The organism is Streptomyces sp. NPDC015139, assembly GCF_043079785.1.
GTDB lineage: Bacteria > Actinomycetota > Actinomycetes > Streptomycetales > Streptomycetaceae > Streptomyces > Streptomyces albidocamelliae.
The window spans coordinates 15,625-34,473 of the sequence record NZ_JBIBUW010000003.1; the positions used below are offsets into that span (position 1 = coordinate 15,625).

General features: G+C 72.7%; 19 protein-coding genes. 10 read left to right on the forward strand and 9 right to left on the reverse strand.

What is annotated here, in order from left to right:
* The first annotated feature begins 40 nt into the window (after nucleotides 1-40).
* Nucleotides 41-1,309 (forward strand): MFS transporter, encoded by a 1,269-nt coding sequence (locus ACF08B_RS08820; protein ID WP_392316719.1) that lies wholly within the window; start codon nucleotides 41-43, stop codon nucleotides 1,307-1,309.
* Between the two features lie 50 nt (nucleotides 1,310-1,359).
* Here the strand turns inward: ACF08B_RS08820 and ACF08B_RS08825 are convergent, their stop codons facing one another.
* Nucleotides 1,360-1,593, reverse strand: a complete 234-nt coding sequence (locus ACF08B_RS08825) for a hypothetical protein (RefSeq protein WP_392316720.1) — start codon at nucleotides 1,591-1,593, stop codon at nucleotides 1,360-1,362.
* A 58-nt stretch (nucleotides 1,594-1,651) separates the two neighbouring features.
* On the opposite strand from ACF08B_RS08825, the gene map reads away from it, so the two are divergent.
* Both map and ACF08B_RS08835 read left to right on the forward strand, forming a co-directional pair.
* Nucleotides 1,652-2,509: a type I methionyl aminopeptidase gene (gene map / locus ACF08B_RS08830; protein ID WP_392316721.1), complete on the forward strand. Its 858-nt coding sequence runs from the start codon at nucleotides 1,652-1,654 to the stop codon at nucleotides 2,507-2,509.
* Between the two features lie 160 nt (nucleotides 2,510-2,669).
* Entirely contained in the window at nucleotides 2,670-3,317 is a 648-nt protein-coding gene (locus ACF08B_RS08835; protein ID WP_392316722.1) for a heme oxygenase (biliverdin-producing), read from the forward strand.
* Nucleotides 3,318-3,390: 73 nt separating this feature from the next.
* Here the strand turns inward: ACF08B_RS08835 and ACF08B_RS08840 are convergent, their stop codons facing one another.
* Together ACF08B_RS08840 and ACF08B_RS08845 are read right to left on the reverse strand one after the other, a co-directional pair.
* On the reverse strand, nucleotides 3,391-3,588 hold the full coding sequence (locus ACF08B_RS08840; RefSeq protein WP_392316723.1) for a hypothetical protein: 198 nt from the start codon (nucleotides 3,586-3,588) through the stop codon (nucleotides 3,391-3,393).
* A 116-nt stretch (nucleotides 3,589-3,704) separates the two neighbouring features.
* The gene (locus tag ACF08B_RS08845; RefSeq protein WP_093478101.1) at nucleotides 3,705-4,349 is read right to left on the reverse strand and encodes a PhzF family phenazine biosynthesis protein; all 645 of its coding nucleotides are present in this window, start codon (nucleotides 4,347-4,349) and stop codon (nucleotides 3,705-3,707) included.
* A 144-nt stretch (nucleotides 4,350-4,493) separates the two neighbouring features.
* On the opposite strand from ACF08B_RS08845, the gene efeO reads away from it, so the two are divergent.
* The 4 genes from efeO to ACF08B_RS08865 are packed head-to-tail and all read left to right on the forward strand — an operon-like array spanning nucleotide 4,494 to nucleotide 8,731.
* Nucleotides 4,494-5,630: an iron uptake system protein EfeO gene (gene efeO / locus ACF08B_RS08850; protein ID WP_392316724.1), complete on the forward strand. Its 1,137-nt coding sequence runs from the start codon at nucleotides 4,494-4,496 to the stop codon at nucleotides 5,628-5,630.
* A 22-nt stretch (nucleotides 5,631-5,652) separates the two neighbouring features.
* Nucleotides 5,653-6,903: an iron uptake transporter deferrochelatase/peroxidase subunit gene (efeB, locus tag ACF08B_RS08855; protein ID WP_392316725.1), complete on the forward strand. Its 1,251-nt coding sequence runs from the start codon at nucleotides 5,653-5,655 to the stop codon at nucleotides 6,901-6,903.
* A gap of 3 nt (nucleotides 6,904-6,906) precedes the next feature.
* On the forward strand, nucleotides 6,907-7,779 hold the full coding sequence (gene efeU, locus ACF08B_RS08860; protein WP_392161935.1) for an iron uptake transporter permease EfeU: 873 nt from the start codon (nucleotides 6,907-6,909) through the stop codon (nucleotides 7,777-7,779).
* A complete protein-coding gene (locus tag ACF08B_RS08865; RefSeq protein ID WP_392316726.1) occupies nucleotides 7,739-8,731 on the forward strand; it encodes a hypothetical protein in 993 nt (330 codons plus the stop codon). The genes efeU and ACF08B_RS08865 overlap by 41 nt, the downstream gene beginning before the upstream one ends.
* A gap of 15 nt (nucleotides 8,732-8,746) precedes the next feature.
* Here ACF08B_RS08865 and ACF08B_RS08870 read toward each other — a convergent pair whose 3' ends face one another.
* From ACF08B_RS08870 to ACF08B_RS08890, 5 genes are all read right to left on the reverse strand, one after another.
* Nucleotides 8,747-9,484, reverse strand: coding sequence for a bifunctional DNA primase/polymerase (locus ACF08B_RS08870; RefSeq protein WP_392316727.1), 738 nt, complete (start codon nucleotides 9,482-9,484; stop codon nucleotides 8,747-8,749).
* Between the two features lie 138 nt (nucleotides 9,485-9,622).
* A complete protein-coding gene (locus ACF08B_RS08875) occupies nucleotides 9,623-10,237 on the reverse strand; it encodes a TetR/AcrR family transcriptional regulator (RefSeq protein WP_392316728.1) in 615 nt (204 codons plus the stop codon).
* Nucleotides 10,238-10,268: 31 nt separating this feature from the next.
* A complete protein-coding gene (locus ACF08B_RS08880; protein WP_392316729.1) occupies nucleotides 10,269-11,246 on the reverse strand; it encodes a small ribosomal subunit Rsm22 family protein in 978 nt (325 codons plus the stop codon).
* An 87-nt stretch (nucleotides 11,247-11,333) separates the two neighbouring features.
* On the reverse strand, nucleotides 11,334-12,545 hold the full coding sequence (locus ACF08B_RS08885; RefSeq protein WP_392316730.1) for a serine hydrolase domain-containing protein: 1,212 nt from the start codon (nucleotides 12,543-12,545) through the stop codon (nucleotides 11,334-11,336).
* Nucleotides 12,485-13,792 (reverse strand): multidrug effflux MFS transporter, encoded by a 1,308-nt coding sequence (locus ACF08B_RS08890; protein WP_392316731.1) that lies wholly within the window; start codon nucleotides 13,790-13,792, stop codon nucleotides 12,485-12,487. Before ACF08B_RS08890 ends, ACF08B_RS08885 begins: the two co-directional genes overlap by 61 nt.
* A 93-nt stretch (nucleotides 13,793-13,885) precedes the next feature.
* Here ACF08B_RS08890 and ACF08B_RS08895 point away from each other — a divergent pair, with 93 nt between their 5' ends.
* On the forward strand, nucleotides 13,886-14,902 hold the full coding sequence (locus ACF08B_RS08895) for a Gfo/Idh/MocA family protein (RefSeq protein WP_392316732.1): 1,017 nt from the start codon (nucleotides 13,886-13,888) through the stop codon (nucleotides 14,900-14,902).
* Between the two features lie 104 nt (nucleotides 14,903-15,006).
* Nucleotides 15,007-15,765 carry an SDR family oxidoreductase gene (locus tag ACF08B_RS08900; RefSeq protein WP_392316733.1) on the forward strand — a complete coding sequence of 253 codons (759 nt, stop codon included), beginning with the start codon at nucleotides 15,007-15,009 and terminating at the stop codon, nucleotides 15,763-15,765.
* A 220-nt stretch (nucleotides 15,766-15,985) separates the two neighbouring features.
* Here the strand turns inward: ACF08B_RS08900 and ACF08B_RS08905 are convergent, their stop codons facing one another.
* Nucleotides 15,986-17,188, reverse strand: coding sequence for a D-alanyl-D-alanine carboxypeptidase family protein (locus ACF08B_RS08905; protein ID WP_392316734.1), 1,203 nt, complete (start codon nucleotides 17,186-17,188; stop codon nucleotides 15,986-15,988).
* Nucleotides 17,189-17,386: 198 nt separating this feature from the next.
* On the opposite strand from ACF08B_RS08905, the gene ACF08B_RS08910 reads away from it, so the two are divergent.
* Nucleotides 17,387-18,826, forward strand: coding sequence for an ABC transporter permease (locus ACF08B_RS08910; protein WP_392316735.1), 1,440 nt, complete (start codon nucleotides 17,387-17,389; stop codon nucleotides 18,824-18,826).
* Nucleotides 18,827-18,849 lie beyond the last annotated feature (23 nt).

The window sequence follows — 18,849 nt, forward strand, 5'->3', positions numbered from 1 at the left end:
AGCGGTTGCCCGGCGGTCCCGGTCGGCCGAGCATGCACCGGTGACCCGAGCTCTCCTCCCCGATCTGTCCCCCTGGAAGGCCTCCGCGGACTTCCGGCGGCTCTGGAAGTCCGGGCTGATCAGCAATTTCGGCAGTTTCCTGACCTTCGTCGCGCTCCCCGTCCAGTTGAAGGAGCTCACGGGGTCCGCGGCGGCCGTGGGTGCGGTCGGCGCCGTGGAACTGCTGCCGCTCGTCGTGTGCGGGCTCTACGGCGGCGCGCTCGCCGACGCCCTCGACAAGCGCGGGCTCATCGTGTGGACGGAGCTGGGCCAGGGCCTGCTCAGCGCGGTCCTGCTGGTCAACGCCCTGCTCCCGGGGCCCGCGGTGTGGCCGCTGTACGCGGTCGCCGCGCTCTCCTCCGCGCTGGTCTCCGTCCAGCGCCCCGCCCTGGACTCGCTGTGGCCCCGGATCGTCGCCCACGACGACATGCCGGCCGCCGCCTCGCTGAACTCGCTGCGCTGGACCGTCGGCGGGGTCGCCGGACCGGCGCTCGCGGGTGTGGTCGTCGCCTACGCGGGCCTGGGCTGGGCGTACGCGGCCGATCTCCTGACGTTCGCCGTGTCGCTGGCGTTCATCCTGCGGATCGCGCCCTCCCCCGCCTCCCACGAGGCGGCGAAGCCGAATCTGCGGGCCGTCGCGGAGGGCGCCCGGTACGCGTGGAGCCGCAAGGAACTCCTCGGCACCTACGTCGTCGACCTGGCGGCGATGTTCCTGGCCATGCCGCTCGCCGTGCTGCCGTTCCTCGCCGACGAACTGCACGCCGAGTGGTCGCTCGGGCTGATGTACGCCGCCCTGCCGGCCGGGGCCCTGGTGGTCAGCCTGACCAGCGGCTGGACCTCACGGGTGCACCGGCACGGGCGCATGGTGGTGCTCTCGGCGGCCGGCTGGGGGCTGGCGGTCGCCGCGGCCGGGGTCTGCGGCAACGTCTGGCTCGTCCTGCTCCTCCTCACCGTGGGCGGCGGCTTCGACATGGTGAGCGGGGTCTTCCGGGCGGCCATGTGGAACCAGACGATCCCGGACGAGCTGCGCGGCCGGCTCGCCGGGATCGAACTGCTCTCGTACTCGGTCGGCCCGCAGCTGGGTCAGGTGCGGGCGGGTGGGCTCGCCGCCTGGGCCGGGGTGCGGGCGTCGGTGTGGTCCGGCGGACTGGCCTGCGCGGGCGTGATGGGCCTGCTGGCGCTCGGCCTGCCCGGCCTCATGTCCTACGACGCGCGGACCAACGCCCACGCCGTACGGATGCGCGAGCGGCGCGCCGCCGCCGAGGTGTGATCGGCGCCCGTCCGCCACCCCGGACGGGCGGGCGGACGGGCGGCCCGGGATCAGCTCTCGTCGGCGTTCCCCCCGGCGGAGGCGTCGTGCCACCGCGGGTCGTTCTCCCACTGCAGGTTGCGCTCGGCGGCGGTCTCCATCGCGTGCCGCGCCTCCTCCGGGCTGGTGTACGGCCCGAAGCGGTCCTTGCCCGGGCAGTCCGGGCCCTCCTCGACCTTCTTGTGCTCCAGGCAGTAGTACCACTCGCCCGGCTTGCCGGCGGTGCGCTTCTTGAACAGGGCCATGGACAGCTCCTCTCGCCACCGACATGTTCCCCCATGTCCGCTGGATAGACTCGCTGGCATGTCTGGCCAGTCGCTGCTCGTACCAGGGGAGCTGTCCCCCACCCGTTCCGTGCCCGGAAACATCCGCCGGCCCGAGTACGTCGGCAAGCCCGCGCCGACGCCGTACACCGGGCCGGAGGTGCAGACCCCGGAGACCGTGGAGGCCATGCGGACCGCGGGCCGCATCGCCGCGCGGGCGATGGAGGAGGCCGCCAGGATCATCGCGCCGGGCGTCACCACGGACCAGCTGGACAAGGTCGCCCACGACTACATGTGCGACCACGGGGCCTACCCGTCCACGCTCGGCTACCGCGGTTTCCCGAAGTCGCTGTGCACCTCGGTGAACGAGGTCATCTGCCACGGCATCCCGGACTCGACGGTCCTGCGGGACGGTGACATCGTCAACCTGGACGTGACCGCGTACATCGGCGGTGTGCACGGCGACAACAACGCCACCTATCTCGTCGGCGACGTGGACGACGAGTCCCGGCTGCTGGTGGAGCGCACCCGCGAGTCCCTCGACCGCGCGATCAAGGCCGTGAAGCCCGGCCGGCAGATCAACATCATCGGCCGGGTCATCGAGTCGTACGCCAAGCGTTTCGGTTACGGCGTCGTCCGTGACTTCACCGGTCACGGCATCAACTCGTCCTTCCACTCGGGGCTGATCGTCCCGCACTACGACAGCCCGCACGCCACGACGGTCATGCAGCCGGGCATGACGTTCACGATCGAGCCGATGCTCACCCTGGGCTCCTACGAGTACGACATGTGGGACGACGGCTGGACGGTCGTGACGAAGGACCGCAGGCGGACGGCCCAGTTCGAGCACACGCTGGTGGTGACGGAGACGGGCGCGGAGATCCTGACCCTCCCCTGACCCGACCCGGTCCCCGGCCCGGCCCGACCCGGGCGGAGCCCGCTCCCTGCCGGGGGCGGGCCTTCTCTTGTACGCTTTTACCGACACACTGTCGGCAAAGTTACCGACACGAGGTCGGGAACGATTGACTTAGGTAAGCCTTACCTTAGAGGATGTGCTCATGGACTCCTTCTCGTCCCTCATCCGCACCGCGTCGCACGCACAGCACGTGGAGGCGGAGAACTCGACGTTCATGAGCGACCTGCTGGGCGGCCGGCTCGGCGTGGACGCGTACGCCCGCTACACCGAGCAGCTCTGGTTCGTCTACGAGGCGCTGGAGAGCGCGGCCGAGCACCTGACGGCCGACGCGGTGGCCGGGCCGTTCGTCCGGCCGGAACTGCTGCGGCTGCCCGCGCTGGAGCGGGACCTGGCGCATCTGCGCGGCCCCGGGTGGCGGGCGGGCCTGAGCGCCCTGCCGGCGACGCGGGCGTACGCGGACCGGGTGCGCGAGTGCGCGGAGCGCTGGCCCGGCGGTTACGTCGCCCACCACTACACGCGCTACCTGGGCGACCTGTCGGGCGGTCAGATCATCCGTGACCGGGCGGAGAAGACCTGGGGGTTCGCCAGAAAGGGCGACGGCGTCCGCTTCTACGTCTTCGAGGAGATCGCCAACCCGGCGGCGTTCAAGCGCGGTTACCGGGAGCTGCTGGACGCGATAGGGGTGGACGACCTGGAGCGGCAGCGGGTCGTGGGCGAGTGCAGGCGGGCGTTCGCGCTGAACACCGCCGTCTTCCGGGCCCTGGGCGAGGAGTTCACGCTGTCCGCGTGAGCCGCCGTCCGGCCGGGAGCGACCGGGCCCCCCTCGGCGCGAAGGGCGCGTGGGAGGGGGGGCCGGGCCCGGGTCAGCGCAGGTAGTCGCTGCAGTGGGCGCCGCTCCAGGCCACGTGGTTGGTGGCGGAGGTGAGTTCGCCGGCGTACGGGCTGCAGACGGCGTCGTCGTCTTCCGGGGTGTCGAGGCCGGCGGCGCCGGCGGCCGTCGCGCCGGTGGCGGCAAGGGCGGCGGCGAGGACGGTCGCGGCCAGGACAGAACGGATGCGCATGGTGCTCCTCTCGGGGAGGCTATGTGGTCAAGCCCAGAGGTCCCCGTTCGACACGGCGCGCACACGCTGGTCCACCCGAACGGAGCCCCGCACGATCACCCGGGCGCCGGCGCCGGTCAGCGCTCCAGGTGGACCCGGCCGCCGACCTCGATCCAGCCGTGCGGCTGGGGAGCGGTGAGGATCTGCGAGCCCCTGCCCTGGGTGATGTTCAGCGCCCGGCCGAGCCGGTCGGTGAGCAGCAGGGCGGCGGCGCCGGTCGCCTCGTCCTCGTCGATGCCGTCGTCCCGGCCGGGGAAGGCGCGGGCGCGGACCCGGCCGGCCGCCTCGTCCTCCCAGGCCCAGGCGTAGAGCCACTCCCCCGGTGGCGGCACGTCGAGCGCGTCGACCTCGGCGGCGCTCGCGTACCGGCGCAGGGTGCGCGGCGGGGCCCACTCCGCGCGGGCCTCGATCCAGCTGAACTCGCCGTCGAGACGGGCCCCGACCACTCCCGCGGGGGTGACCAGTTCGGGCACGTCGAGCAGCCAGGCGGTGCCGACGCAGGGGTGACCGGCGAAGGGCAGGCGCAGCGTGGGGGTGTAGATGTCGATCAGCCCGCGCTCGGGGTCGTCCACGAACACGGTCTCGCTGAAGCCGAGCTTGGCGGCCAGCTCCTGCCGGTCCCCCCGCTCGGGCAGCACCGAGCCGTCGCGGACGACGCCCAGCTCGTTGCCGTAGCCGCCGTTCGGTCCGCAGAAGACGCGGAGTACGTCGTAGTCAGTCACCGGTGCATTCAAACATCGTGGCCCGCGGGCGCCGTGTCGGTGATTTTTCCGTGAGAGCTGAATCACCACCCGCATGGGTAGTGGTGAGGTAAGCCTCATGTAAGTTAGGGCAGCCTCACCGAATCAGATCCTCTTGGAGCCTGCATGCGAGCCGTCCGACTGACCGTCACCGCCGCCGTCACCACGGCCGCTCTGACCGCCCTCTCGGCCTGCACCGCCAAGAGCGACGCCAAGGACGGCGACGCCATCCAGGTCACCGCCGCGGACAGCAAGTGCGAGACCTCCAGCAAGACCGTGCCGGCCGGGCACGTCACGCTGAAGATAGAGAACAAGGGGTCCAAGGCCACCGAGGTCGAGATCGTCTTCCCCGACGACCGGATCGTCTCCGAGAAGGAGAACATCGGCCCCGGCACCAAGTACACGCTGACCGCCGAGGTGAAGGCCGGTTCGTACAAGATCGCCTGCCGCCCCGGCATGAAGGGCCACGGCGTCCGGCAGAAGCTGACCGTGACCGGCTCCGGCAAGACCGCGAAGCGCGACCCCAAGCTCGACCAGGCCGTCGCCGGCTACCGCCAGTACGCCCAGGACCAGGCCGACCAGACCGTGCCGCTCGCCGAGAAGTTCGCCGAGGCGATCAAGGCCGGCGACCTGGAGGCCGCCAAGAAGGCCTACGCCCCCTCGCGTCTGGGCTGGGAGCGCACCGAGCCGGTCGCCGAGTCCTTCGGTGACATCGACCCGAAGACCGACACCCGCGCCGACGGCCTGGAGAAGGGCCAGAAGTGGACCGGCTGGCACCGGCTGGAGAAGGCCCTCTGGCAGGACAAGAAGATCGGCGCCGAGGAGAAGACCGTCGCCGACCAGCTCGTGACCGACCTCAAGGACTGGCAGAAGCGGGTCGGCAAGGCCGAGATCACCCCGACCTCCATGGCCAACGGTGCCAAGGAGCTGCTGGACGAGGTCGCCACCGGCAAGGTCACCGGCGAGGAGGACCGCTACTCGCACACCGACCTGGTCGACTTCAAGGGCAACGTCGAGGGCGCGCAGAAGGCCTACGAGCTGCTGAAGCCCGTCGTCGCCAAGAACGACCCGGCGCTGACCGGCGAGCTGGACAAGCAGTTCACGGCGCTGAACGGCCTGCTGGACAAGTACCGCGCGGACAAGACCTCGTACGACTTCGTCTCCTACGACAAGGTCACCGGGGCACAGCGCAAGGAGCTGCAGGACTCGGTGAACGCGCTCGCGGAGCCGCTGTCCAAGCTCGCCGCGGCGGTCGTGAAGTAACCGGGTCAGGGAGGGCGAAGCGATGACGGAGAACCAGGGCGGCAGCCCTTCGCGCCGGGCACTGCTCGGCTGGGGCGGGGCCGGGCTCGCGCTCGGCGCCGCCGTGGCCGGCGGTGCGGTCGCGATGGCCGAAGCCGGCAACGACATGGACCCGGCGGCGGCCGAGGCCGGCGGCGCGGTGGAGTTCCACGGCGCCCACCAGGCGGGCATCGCCACCCCCGTCCAGGACCGGCTGCACTTCGCCACGTTCGACGTGAAGACCGACGACCGCGACGCCTTCGTCCAGCTGCTGAAGGACTGGACGGCGGCGGCCCGGCGGATGACCGCGGGCAAGGCGGTCGGCGACGGCGCCTACGGCGGGCTCGCCGAGGCGCCCCCGGACGACACCGGCGAGGCCCTGGGCCTCAAGCCCAGCCGGCTGACCCTCACCATCGGCTTCGGGCCCTCCTTCTTCGAGAAGTTCGGTCTGCACGACCGGCGCCCCGAGGCCCTGGTGGACCTGCCGCAGTTCCCCGGCGACAACCTGGACAGGTCCCGCACCGGCGGCGACCTGTGCGTCCAGGCCTGCGCCGACGACCCGCAGGTCGCCGTGCACGCCATCCGCAACCTCGCCCGCATCGGCTTCGGCAAGGTCGCCGTCCGCTGGTCGCAGCTGGGCTTCGGCAAGACCTCCTCGACCACCCCCGACGCGCAGACCCCGCGCAACCTGATGGGCTTCAAGGACGGCACCCGCAACATCGCGGGCACCGAGACCGACCGGCTCAAGAAGTTCGTGTGGGTCGGCGAGGGTGACGGCGCGGACTGGATGACCGGCGGCTCGTACCTGGTCGCCCGCCGTATCCGGATGAACATCGAGACCTGGGACCGCACCTCGCTGCAGGAGCAGGAGGACGTCTTCGGGCGGGACAAGCGCGAGGGCGCCGCCGTCGGCAAGGCCAAGGAGCACGACGAGCCGTTCCTGAAGGCGATGAAGCCGGACGCGCACGTGCGGCTCGCCCACCCCGACTCCAACGACGGGGCCACGATCCTGCGCCGGGGCTACTCCTTCACCGACGGCACCGACGGCCTCGGCCGGCTCGACGCGGGCCTGTTCTTCCTCGCCTACCAGCGCGACGTGCGCAAGGGCTTCATCCCCGTGCAGCGCAGGCTGTCGGCGACGGACGCGCTCAACGAGTACATCCAGCACGTGGGTTCGGCGGTCTTCGCGGTTCCCCCCGGCGTCCGGGACTCCGGCGACTGGTGGGGCCGCACGCTGTTCTCGAAGGAGGCGTAGCCCGTGTTCTCCAACTACCTGATCGGTCTGCGCGAGGGGCTGGAGGCCTCGCTCGTCGTCTGCATCCTGATCGCCTATCTGGTCAAGACCGGCCGCAAGGACGCCCTGCGGCCGATCTGGATCGGCATCGGCATCGCGATCGCCATCGCGATGGGCTTCGGCTGCGCCCTCGAATTCGGCTCGCAGGAACTGACGTTCCAGGCGCAGGAGGCGCTCGGCGGCTCGCTGTCCGTGATCGCCGTCGGCCTGGTGACCTGGATGGTGTTCTGGATGCGGCGCACCGCCCGGCACCTGAAGTCGGAGCTGCACGGCAAGCTGGACGCGGCCCTCGCCATGGGGACGGGCGCGCTCGTCGCCACCGCGTTCCTCGCCGTCGGCCGGGAGGGCCTGGAGACCGCCCTGTTCGTGTGGGCGTCGGTGCACGCGGCCTCCGACGGCACCCCGCGCCCGCTGGTCGGCGTGGCCCTCGGCCTCGCCACCGCGGTGCTCCTCGGCTGGCTGTTCTACCGCGGCGCCCTGAAGATCAACCTGGCCAAGTTCTTCACCTGGACCGGCGCCATGCTGGTCGTGGTCGCCGCGGGCGTGCTGGCGTACGGCTTCCACGACCTCCAGGAGGCCGGCTGGATCCCGGGCATCAACAAGCTGGCCTTCGACATCAGCGGCACGATCCCGCCGGACAGCTGGTACGGCACACTGCTCAAGGGCGTCCTCAACTTCCAGCCCGACCCGACCGTCGTCCAGGTCACGGTGTGGCTGCTGTACCTGGTCCCGACGCTCGCGATCTTCTTCGCCCCGGTAGGGTTCGCCTCCGGGAAGGGGAAGGTGAAGGAGCCCGATGACCAGGGAACGCAGCCGTCGACGGCTTCGCAGGCGTAGCCGGAACGCACTCATAGCGGCCTCGCTGACCGCTTTGTCGCTGACGGCGAGTGGATGTGTCGTGGTGCACGGGGAGCGGGTGAGGCTTCCCGCCGCCACCCGCGCCGAGGCCGCCAAGGCGCTCGCCGCTTTCACCGACGCCTACAACAAGGCCGACAAGGCCTACGACAGCTCCCTGGACGCGCCCTACGTCACCGGCCCCCTGGCCGACATCGACGCCGCGCGGCTCAAGGCGGGCCACGCCAACAGCCCTTCGGGCAACGCGAACCACACGCCGCTGAAACTGACCGACGCGAAGTTCACGATTCCCCGGAAGGCCGGCTGGCCCCGCTGGTTCGTCGCCGACGCCCGCGGCAACAAGGGCGGCGACTTCCGCTGGTTGCTGGTGTTCACCCGGGACGGCCTCGGCGAGCGCTGGCGGGTGGCGTATCTGACGCTGGCCGCACCCGGTTCCGTGCCGAAGTTCACGACGGACGGGGACGGCTGGGCCGAGGCCGTGCCGGCGGACGCCGCGCGGCTGGCCGTCCCGCCGCAGGAATTGAGCCGGACGTACACGGCGTTCCTGCAGACCGGCGGGAAGGGTTTCGCGGACGGCCGCAACACCAGCGGACTGCGCGCGGACCGCAGGAAGGCGGCCAAGAGGCCCGGCCTGGTACGGCAGTTCATCGACGAGCCGCTCACCCACGGCGCCTACGCGCCGCTCGCGCTGCGCACCGCGGACGGCGGGGCGCTGGTGTTCTTCAGCACCCACCACTACGAGAAGCAGACCGCCGCCGCGGGGGCCGCGGTGCCCGCCCCGAACAAGGACGTGCGAGCCCTGACCAAGGGCGAGGTGAAGCAGTCCCTGACGCTGGAGTCCATCGCCAACCAGGTCGCCGTGGACCCGGTCGGCAGCGCTCCGGTGCAGGTGCTGGGGCGGGTGCAGGGGCTGACGGCCGCCGAGGGCGAGTGACCCGGCGGCCGTGCCTCAGTGGCGCAGCGGCCAGGCCGCGCCCGGCTGGTCGGCAGCCGCGCCGGCGTACCGGGCGCCGACGTCGGTGAGCACCTCCAGCAGGCTCAGCGGGTCGGGCAGCGGATGCTCCGGACCGCGCACCCAGCGCACCTCCCGGTCGTCACCGGGCAGCCGCGCGGGCGGTACGAGGACGTAGGAGCCGCGGCAGTGCCAGCGCAGCCCGGGGTGCTCGTCCATGGTCTCCGGGTGGCAGTCCAGCTCGCAGGGCCACCACTCGTCCTCGTCCTCGGGGGTGCCGCGGGTGAGGGTGAAGAACAGCATGCGGCCGTCGTCGCTCTCGGCGACCGGGCCGACCTCGACACCGGCGCCCAGCAGCCGCTCCAGGGCCTCGCGGCCGGCCTCCAGGGGGACGTCCAGGACGTCGTGCACCATGCCGGTGGCGGTGATGAAGTTGGCCTGCGGCTGGTGCCGGGCCCAGCGCTCGATCTGGCCGCGGTCGGTCGTGGACTGGGTCTGCCAGGCGAACGACACCGGGTGCCGGGCCGGGGTGGGGCAGCCTACGCGGTCGCAGGAGCAGCGGTAGCCCGGTGCGGGGTACGCGGCGGGCGCCAGGGGCAGTCCCGCCGCCGCAGCGGCGAGCAGCAGGGCCTCACGGCCGCCGTCGCCGGTGGCGTCGTCCTTCGTGCGCCGGCCGAGCAGCCACTGGGAGAGTCTGCCCTGCCGGCCGGGCCGGCCGCCGAACGTCGCGCTCATCTATCCCCTCGGTCTCGTCGTCGCCTCGCTGGTGTGCGGACAGCATGCCTCATGGTCCCACCTTTGTGTGCTTCGGGGGGTGGGTGGGCGGATAAGGGGGATGCGGGCGAGACGTGCCTCACAGGGCGGTGGGAGAGGTCAGCGCGCCGCGATGCCGTGCAGGGCGTACTCGACCAGGGTGTCCGTGTAGGCGTGGGTGATGGGCCCGGTGCGCTGCAGCCAGCGCTGCGCGAGGGGCGAGACGAACAGCTCCAGTGCGATCCGGGGATCGACGTCGGCCCGTACCTGCCCCGCGTCCCGGGCGGAGCGCAGCCGGGCGACGTACAGCTGGAGCTGGGGTTCGAGGAGCCGGGCCACGTACTCGCGGCCGAGCTGCTCGTTGACGAGCCCCTCGGCGGCCAGCGCACGCGCCGGGGTGTCGAAGCGGGGGTCGAGGAGCTCGTCCACCGTGGCCCGCAGCACCGCCTTGAGGTCGGCGGCGAGGTCACCGGTGTCCGGGACGGCGTCCGCGTCCTGGCCCGCCGCCCGTGCCGCCTGCTCGCCGAGGTCCAGGAACGCCTCCAGCAGCACGTCCGCCTTCGAGGCCCACCAGCGGTAGATGGTCTGCTTGCCGACGCCGGCCCGGGCGGCGATGCCCTCGACGGTGGTCCTGGGGTAGCCGACCTCGCCGACCAGGGCGAGGGCGGCGGCGTAGATCGCCCGGCGGGACTTCTCGCTGCGGCGGGTGGCGTCGGGGGCGGGCTTCTTGACCATGGGGTCGAAAGTAACAAGGAGCCGGGAGGGTCTACGACGCGGAACCGGCGGGCGGCCAGGCGTCGCCCCACTCGGCGTCCCGGGCCGCCTTGTACAGGTCCCCGTGGCGTTTGGTGACCGTGGCACGGCGCAGCTGTTCCTCGGCCTCGCACAGGTCGAGCAGCACCTGGCCCTTGCGGATCTGCGGGCGCCGGACCACCCGGGCGGGGGCAGGCTCGGCGGGCAGCCGGGTCGCGGCGACGTAGGAGAACTTCTCGTCCTCGTAGGCCAGCGAGCCGCCCTTGACCTGGCGGTGCAGGGAGGAGCGGCCGACCCGGGCGGAGAAGTGGCACCAGTCCCGGCCGGGCTCGATCGGGCAGGCGGCGCTGTGCGGGCAGGGGGCGGCGATCCGGAACCCGGCCTGGATCAGCCGGTCGCGGGCCTCGATCACGCGGGCGTACCCGGCGGGGGTGCCCGCCTCGACGATCACGACGGACTGCGCGGCGCCGGCGGCGGCGTCGACGAGGGCGGTGCGGTCGGCGGCGGACAGCTCGTTGAGGACGTACGACACGGTGACCAGGTCGGCGGGGTCCAGGGTGAGGCCGGCGCCGATGCGGGCGCGCTGCCAGCGGGCGTTCCCCAGGGCCGGGTTGGCGGCGGCGATCTCCCGGCCGAGGGCGAGCGCGGGCTCGGCCCAGTCCAGCACGGTGACGTCACGCTCGCCGGGCCAGGTGGCGGCGACGGCCCAGGTGGCGGCGCCGGTGCCGCCGCCGACGTCGAGGTGGCTTCCGGGTGTCCCGCCCGGCACCGTGTCCGCGAACGCGGCCAGCGCCGAGCGCACCGCCTCGAAGGTGGCGGGCATCCGGTAGGCGGCGTACGCGGCCACGTCGGCGCGGTCGCGCAGGATCGGCGCGTCGGTGGGGGTGTCGCCCCGGTAGTTGGCGATCAGCCGTTCCACGGCGGCGGCCACCTCCTTGGACGGCAGACCGTCGAGCAGCTCGGCCAGTGCGGTGCGGAGGGGGTCGTTCACCCGGCGATTCTAGGTCCTGCCGGGGGTCGCGTTCCCCGGCCCGGGCATCCGCCCGCCCCGGTGCGGACGGCGGACGGGGCGCGTGGTTCACGGGCCGCTCGCGCCGCACGGCGGCTTGGCGATCACCGCCCTCGCCAGCCGCGTGGCCAGCGCCGCCCGCGGCCCGCTGTCCGCCGGCCGGCGTCTGGGGTGGACGGTGTTGGCCAGCAGCACCAGGAACGTGTCGGTCTCCGGGTCCAGGACCAGGGAGGTGCCGGTGAAGCCGGTGTGGCCGGCCGCGCCCCGGCCGGCGAGCTCCCCCATGAACCACGGCTGGTCCACGGCGAAGCCCAGCCCCGGCGGGGTGAGGAGCAGCTCCACGAAGTCGGGGCCGAGGATGCGGGCGGGGCCGTAGGAGCCGCCCGCGAGCAGGGCCCGGCAGAACACGGCCAGGTCGCGGGCGGTGGAGAACAGCCCGGCGTGCCCGGCGACCCCGCCGAGCGCCCAGGCGTTCTCGTCGTGGACGACACCCCGCAGCATGCCCCGGTCGGCCTTGGCCCACGGGGTGCGCTGGTCCTCGGTGGCCGCCGCGCCCGGGCAGGGCCCGAAGGTGGTGGCGGTCATGCCGAGGGGCCGGGTGATGCCGTCCTGGATCAGGACGTCGAGGGCGCGGCCGGTGATGCGCTCCAGGACGAACTGGAGCAGGAGCATGTTCAGGTCGGAGTACAGGTAGGTGCCCGGTCGCGCGGACGGTGCCTCCGCGCGCAGCATGTCCAGCCTGGCCCCGTCGTCCGCGCCGTCGTACAGCGGGAGTTCGGGGCACAGCCCGGAGGTGTGGGTGAGCAGCTGCCGGACGGTGACGCCGTGGGCGGCGGCGGCCCGGAAGTCGGGCAGGTAGTCGCCGACCCGGGCGTCCATGCCGAGCGTGCCGCGCTCGATCTGCTGCACGGCGGCGACGGACGTGAAGAGTTTGGTGAGGGAGGCCAGGTCGAAGGGCGTGCCGACGGTGACGGGGACCCGGGCGGCGGCCGGCAGTTCGACGCCGGTGTCGGTCTCGGGGTCGTAGGCGGAGTAGCGGACCGCCCAGCCCGCGGCCTCGGCCACGGCGATCACGGGGCCGCGGCCGGCCAGCACGACGGCGCCGGCCGCCCAGGGGCGCTCTCCGGAGGTGAGGGCGTGCGCCTCGCCGACCAGGTGCCCGAGTTCCACGGGATCGAGCCCGGCCCGTTCCGCTGTGTCGGCGCGCAGTCTCGGTGCGCTCAGTTCTCGTCTCCCTCCGACCCCGCACGGGTGTTCCCACGCGTGCCCCAGGGACGGCACATTCCCACGAAGCAGGCCGCCGCGACCAGTGCTCCCGAAAGCTGGACCACCGCCATGGGTACGGCGGTGTGCTCACCGGCCACGCCGACGAGGGGGGAGGCGACCGCGCCGACGAGGAAGGAGGAGGTGCCGAGCAGCGCGGAGGCGGAGCCGGCGGCGTGCCGGGTGCGCAGCAGGGCGAGGGACTGGGCGTTGGGCAGGGTGATGCCCATCGCGGACATCAGGACGAAGAGCGCGGTGGCGACGGGGACCAGGCCGGCCCGCCCGAAGACACCGGCGGACATCAGCAGCAGGGCGGTCGCGGCCAGCACGATCACCGTGAGGCCGACGGCGAGCACCTTGTCCAGGCTGACCCGGCCGACCAGCACCTTGCCGTTGATCTGCCCGGCGATCACCAGGCCGACCGAGTTGAGGCCGAACAGCAGGCTGAAGGTCTGCGGGGAGGCGCCGTAGATCTCCTGGATCACGAACGGGGAGGCGCTTATGTAGGCGAACAGGGCGGCGAAGGCGAAGCCGCCGGCGAGCATGTAGCCGGTGAAGGGCAGGTCGGCGAGCAGGGTGCGCATGGCGCGCAGGGCCTCCCCCACTCCCCCGCGGTGGCGTTCGCCGGGCGGCAGCGTCTCGGGCAGCCGCAGCCGGACCAGTACCGCGAGCAGCACCCCGACCACGGTGAGGACGACGAACACGCCCCGCCAGTCGGTCACCCGCAGGATCTGGCCGCCGATCAGCGGGGCCACGATCGGCGCGGCCCCGGAGATCAGCATCAGGGTGGAGAAGAAGCGTGCCATGGCCGCGCCGTCGTGGAGATCGCGTACGACGGCCCGCGCTATGACGATGCCGGCCGCACCGGCGAGGCCCTGGGCCAGCCGGAACGCGACCAGCGTCTCGACGTTCGGGGCGAGGGCGCACAGCGCGGTGGCGAGGACGTAGACGGCGAGGCCGGTGAGCAGCGGGCGGCGGCGGCCCCAGCGGTCGCTCATCGGGCCGACGACGAGCTGCCCGAGCGCCATGCCGGCCAGGCAGGCGGTGAGGGTGAGCTGGACGGTGGCGGCGGGCGCGTGCAGGGAGCGGGTGACCTCCGGCAGCGACGGGAGGTACATGTCCATCGCGAGCGGGGGTGTCGCGGTGAGTCCGCCGAGGACCAGGGTGACGAGCAGACCGGTGCGGCGGGTGGTGGTGGCCGGCCGCGGTGCGGGGGTGGGTGGGTGCTCCGTCTCCGGCGTGGGTGCCGCCGCGTGCTCGGGCATCTGCCCCTCCCTCTCCGAGGTGTCCGGAACGATGGGCACCTATGCTCTCAGCTCGCACACACTGACGAGGCACACAGGAGTGGGGGCGGGGCCATGCTGGAGCGGAGCGTGCGCTGGGGGATCCTGGCGACGGGCGGGATCGCGGCGGCGTTCGCGGCGGACCTGGTGGATCTGCCGGACGCGGAGATCGTGGCGGTGGCCTCGCGCAGCCGGGAGTCGGCGGAGGCGTTCGCGGACCGGTTCGGGGTCGCCCGGGCGTACGGCGACTGGGCGTCCCTCGCCGCGGACGGGGACATCGACGTGGTGTACGTCGCCACCCCGCACGTGGCGCACCGGGCGGCGGCCGGGCTCTGCCTGGAGGCCGGGCGGAACGTGCTGTGCGAGAAGCCGTTCACGCTGAACCTGCGCGAGGCGGAGGAACTCGCCGCGCTGGCGCGGGAGCACGACCGCTTCCTGATGGAGGCGATGTGGATGTACTGCCATCCGCTGGTGCGGCGGCTGAAGGCGCTGGTGGACGACGGGGCGATCGGCGAGGTGCGCACCGTGCAGGCGGACTTCGGGCTGGCGGGGCCCTTCCCTCCGGCCCACCGGCTGCGGGACCTGGCGCTGGGGGGCGGGGCACTGCTGGATCTCGGCGTGTACCCGGTGTCGTTCGCGCAGTTGCTGCTGGGCGAGCCGGACGCGGTGACGGCGAGCGCGGTGCTGTCGGCGGAGGGCGTCGACCTGCAGACCGGTGCGCTGCTGTCCTGGGAGAGCGGCGCGCTGGCCACGCTGCACTGCTCGATCACCGGCGGTACGGGGGTCACGGCGTCGGTGACCGGCTCCCGGGGCCGGATCGACGTGCCGTCCGGCTTCTTCCATCCCGACCGCTTCGTACTGCACCGGGACGGCCGGGAGCCGGAGGAGTTCACCGCCGATCCGGCCGACGGGCCGCGCACCAGCCTGCGGCACGAGGCGAGGGAGGTCATGCGGGCTCTGCGGGCGGGTGAGAAGGAGTCCCCGCTGGTGCCGCTGGAGGGCACGCTGGCCGTGCTGCGGACGCTGGACGCGGTGCGGGAGCGGATCGGGGTGCGCTACCCGGGGGAAGCGGTGGCGGCCGTCCTGTCGTGAGGGGGGCGCCGGACGACCGTCGCCGTCGGTGAGCCGCCCACCGTCCATCCGTATGGCGGACGCCTGATTCCGCATGGCGGACTCGGCGCCTACGCTGCGGTGCCATGACTGACAGGCAATCGAAGATCGCGGTGGTGACCGGCGCCGGTTCGGGCATCGGGCGGGCCGTCGCCGTGGAACTGCTGCGCGCCGGCTGGTCGGTGGCCCTGGCCGGCCGGCGCACCGAGCCGCTGGCGGAGACGGCCGCGTCGGCACCCGGGGGCGCCTCGCTCGCCGTGCGCACGGACGTGTCCCGGCCCGAGGACGTGGAGGCGCTGTTCACGGCCACCGTGGAGCGGTTCGGGCGGGTGGATCTGCTGTTCAACAACGCGGGGACCTTCGGGCCGGGCGGGGTCCCGGTCGAGGACCTCCCCTACGAGGCCTGGCGACACGTCGTGGACACCAACCTCAACGGCGCGTTCCTGTGCGCGCAGGCGGCGTACCGGCGGATGAAGGAGCAGGACCCGCGGGGCGGCCGGATCATCAACAACGGTTCCGTCTCCGCCCACACACCGCGCCCCCACTCGGTCGCCTACACCGCGACCAAGCACGCGCTGACCGGGCTGACCAAGTCGCTGTCGCTGGACGGGAGGCCGTACGGCATCGCGGTCGGCCAGATCGACATCGGCAACGCCGCCACCGACATGACGGCCCGGATGCAGACCGGCGCGCTCCAGGCGAACGGGCGGACGGCACCCGAACCCGTGATGGACGTGGCCGACGTGGCGCGCACCGTGCGGCACATGGCGGAGCTGCCGCTGGAGGCGAACGTGCAGTTCGCGACGGTTCTGGCGACGGCGATGCCCTACATCGGGCGGGGCTGAGCCCACTTACACAAACGGAGTTTCAACATCCGCGGTATTGCGGCCGGTCGACCACATATGCTCAACTTTCCTCCACAAGAGCTTCACACTTGGAGCACGAGCATTCCGTGGCCACACCGAGGGGGGAAGGCGGCGGTCGTTCCACCGGGCCGGAGTTGGGGGTGGACCTCGCAAGGGACAGCGGGGTACACACCGGCCGGTGGAACGGCCGCCGCGAAAATCACCGGCGGTGCCTGCCCCCGCCCTCCTCGACGTCGGGCGCCGGCTCCGGAGCCGGCGCGACCGCCCCGGCCGCTCTGCGGCGTCGGCGCAGGGCCCAGACGCCGGCCCCCAGCAGCGCGAACGTTCCCGCCGCGCCCTCGGCGAGATGCAGGGGTGAGTCCTTGCCGGACGCCGAACCGGGGGCTCCGGCCGCCGCCCGGACCGTCCTGTGCCGTGGTGCCGGGCTCGCGCTCGCGCCGCCCTCGCTGAGCGGATCGACCAGCGCGCCGACGGCCCGTGCCGAACGCCCGTGACCGAAGCCCCAGTCGAGCAGCGCGGCCGTCTGCTCGTACACGCCGTTGCCGCCGGCGTCCGGGTGCATGACCGTGACCAGCAGCGTGCGCCCGCCGCGCGTGGCCGCGCCGGTGAAGGTGTTGCCGGCGTGGCTGGTGTAGCCGTTCTTGACGCCGATGAGGCCGTCGTACGTCTTCAGGCCCCACGCCCCCGTCAGCAGGCGGTCGGTGTTCTGGATCTGGAAGGTCTTCTTGCCGCCCGCCGGGAAGTCGGCCGTCCGCGTGCCGCAGTAGGCGCGGAAGTCGTCGTTCCTGAGGCCGTGGCGGGCGAACAGGGTGAGGTCGTAGGCCGAGGAGAGCTGGCCCTTGTGGTCGAAGCCGTCGGGGCTGACCACATGGGTGTCCAGGGCCTGCAGGTCCTCGGCCCTGGCCTGCATCTCGGCGACCGTCTTGGCGACGCCGCCGTTCATGTGGGAGAGCACGTGCACGGCGTCGTTGCCGGAGCGCAGGAACACGCCCTGCCACAACTGCTCGACGCTGTAGGTGATGCCGGGCTTGATGCCGACGAGGCTGGAACCGGCCGGGATGTCGGCCAGATCGGCGTCCGTGACCTTGTACCGCCCGTTGCGGTCGAACTTCTTCAGCACGGTGTCGGCGAACAGCATCTTCAGCGTGGACGCGGGTGCGAGGCGCCGGTGCGCGTTGAACGAGGCGAGGATCTCCCCGCTCGCGCAGTCGGCGATCATCCAGGAGCGGGCGGTGAGCTTCTTGGGCAGTCCGGTGGCACCGCGCACCTGCACACCGGCGCGGGCCAGACGGTCGCCGCCGACGACCGTCGCCGCGGCGGCCTCGGTGGCCGTGGACAGAGGAAGGGCGGCGGCCGTCAGTCCGAGGACGGCACGTCGACTGAGCCGGGAACTTTCACGCACCCCGGGACCGTACACCGCGTCGAGCAGGGGCTTCGCGCCCCGGGGCCGGTACGGCTCGGAATTTGCCGCGTTATGAAAATCCCATGAGTTACCCCGGTTTCTCGGCCCTTACACATCTTTTACCCAGGGCCCCTCAAAGGTTCCTCCCTAGTTTGTGGCCGCGCCCACAGCGGGCGCCAAGAACCTTCGAGGAAGGGGATGTTCGGCATCTATCTCAAGCGCGAGCTCAGCCGGCGCAAGAAGGCCGCGCTGGTCGTCGCGATGGGTCTGGCGCTCGGAATCGCGCTGGTCATCACCGTCAACTCGGTGTCGGCCGGCATGACGCAGGCACAGGACAAGGTCCTGAAATCGCTCTACGGCCTCGGCACGGACATGACCGTCACCAAGGCGCGGTCCGCCCCGAAGGCGGGCGCTTCGCAGGGCCCGAACTTCCGGTTCGACGCCAGGTCGAGCGTAACGAGCAGCCAGAGCTCGGACCGGGTGACGACCCAGGGCGGTCAGGCCCTGAAGTCCTCGCTCGTCGAGCGGGTCGGCGCGCAGAAGGGCGTGTCGGCGGCGGTCGGCGCCCTCTCCCTCGACGTCACCAAGGTCGACGGGTCCTTCACCCAGGGCAAGGCCCGGTCGTCCGGCACCGCCGGCGGACAGGGCGGCCCCGGAGGCGGCGGCGGACAGCCCCAGGTGCAGGGCGGCGGCGCCGACTTCGACGTCAACAGCTACTCGGTGGCCGGCGTCGACGTCACCGACCAGGCCCTCGGACCCCTGGCCGCCATGAAGATCACCGCCGGCCGGACCTTCACCGCGGCGCAGACGAACGCCCGGGCCGCGGTGGTCGCCCGCTCCTACGCCAAGGAGAAGAAGTACGAGGTCGGATCGGTCCTCACGATCTCCGGCCGAAAGTACACGGTCATCGGCATCGCCACCCCCGACAGCGGCGATTCCACCACCGACGTCTACCTGCCCCTGAAGCAGGCGCAGTCGCTCGGCGACACCGGGAGCAAGGTCACCACGATCTATGTCAGGGCGACCGGCTCCCGGGAGATCGCGGCGGTCAAGAAGCGGATCCAGGCGAACATCTCGGGTACGACCGTCACCACCTCCGCCGATCTGGCCTCCACGGTCTCCGGTTCACTGTCCACGGCGTCGAACCTCGCCACGAGCGTCGGCACGTGGCTGTCCGTCACCGTCCTCGCCGCCGCCTTCCTGGTGGCCGCCCTGCTCACCTCCGCGGCCGTGTCCCGGCGGGTGCGGGAGTTCGGCACGCTGAAGGCGCTCGGCTGGCCGAGCGGTCGGGTGACCCGCCAGGTCGTCGGCGAGTCCATGGTCAACGGCCTCGTCGGCGGCGGCCTCGGCATCGTCCTGGGTTTGGCGGCGGCCCGGGCGGTCACCGCGGCCGCCCCGAAACTGACCGCGCAGCTCGCCGGCACGGGCGGCGGCCCGGGCGCGGCCGGGCCCGGCGGGGGCGGCCCCGGACGGCAGACCACGAGCACGCTCGAGATCGCGCTCAGCGCGCCGGTCTCCGCCACCACCATCGCGCTCGCCGTCGGTCTCGCGGTCGCCGGCGGCCTCGTCGCGGGCGCGACGGGCGGCTGGCGCGCCTCCCGGATGCGTCCGGCGGACGCCCTGCGCAGCGTGTCGTAGCACCCGCCCCGCGTCCTTCCCTC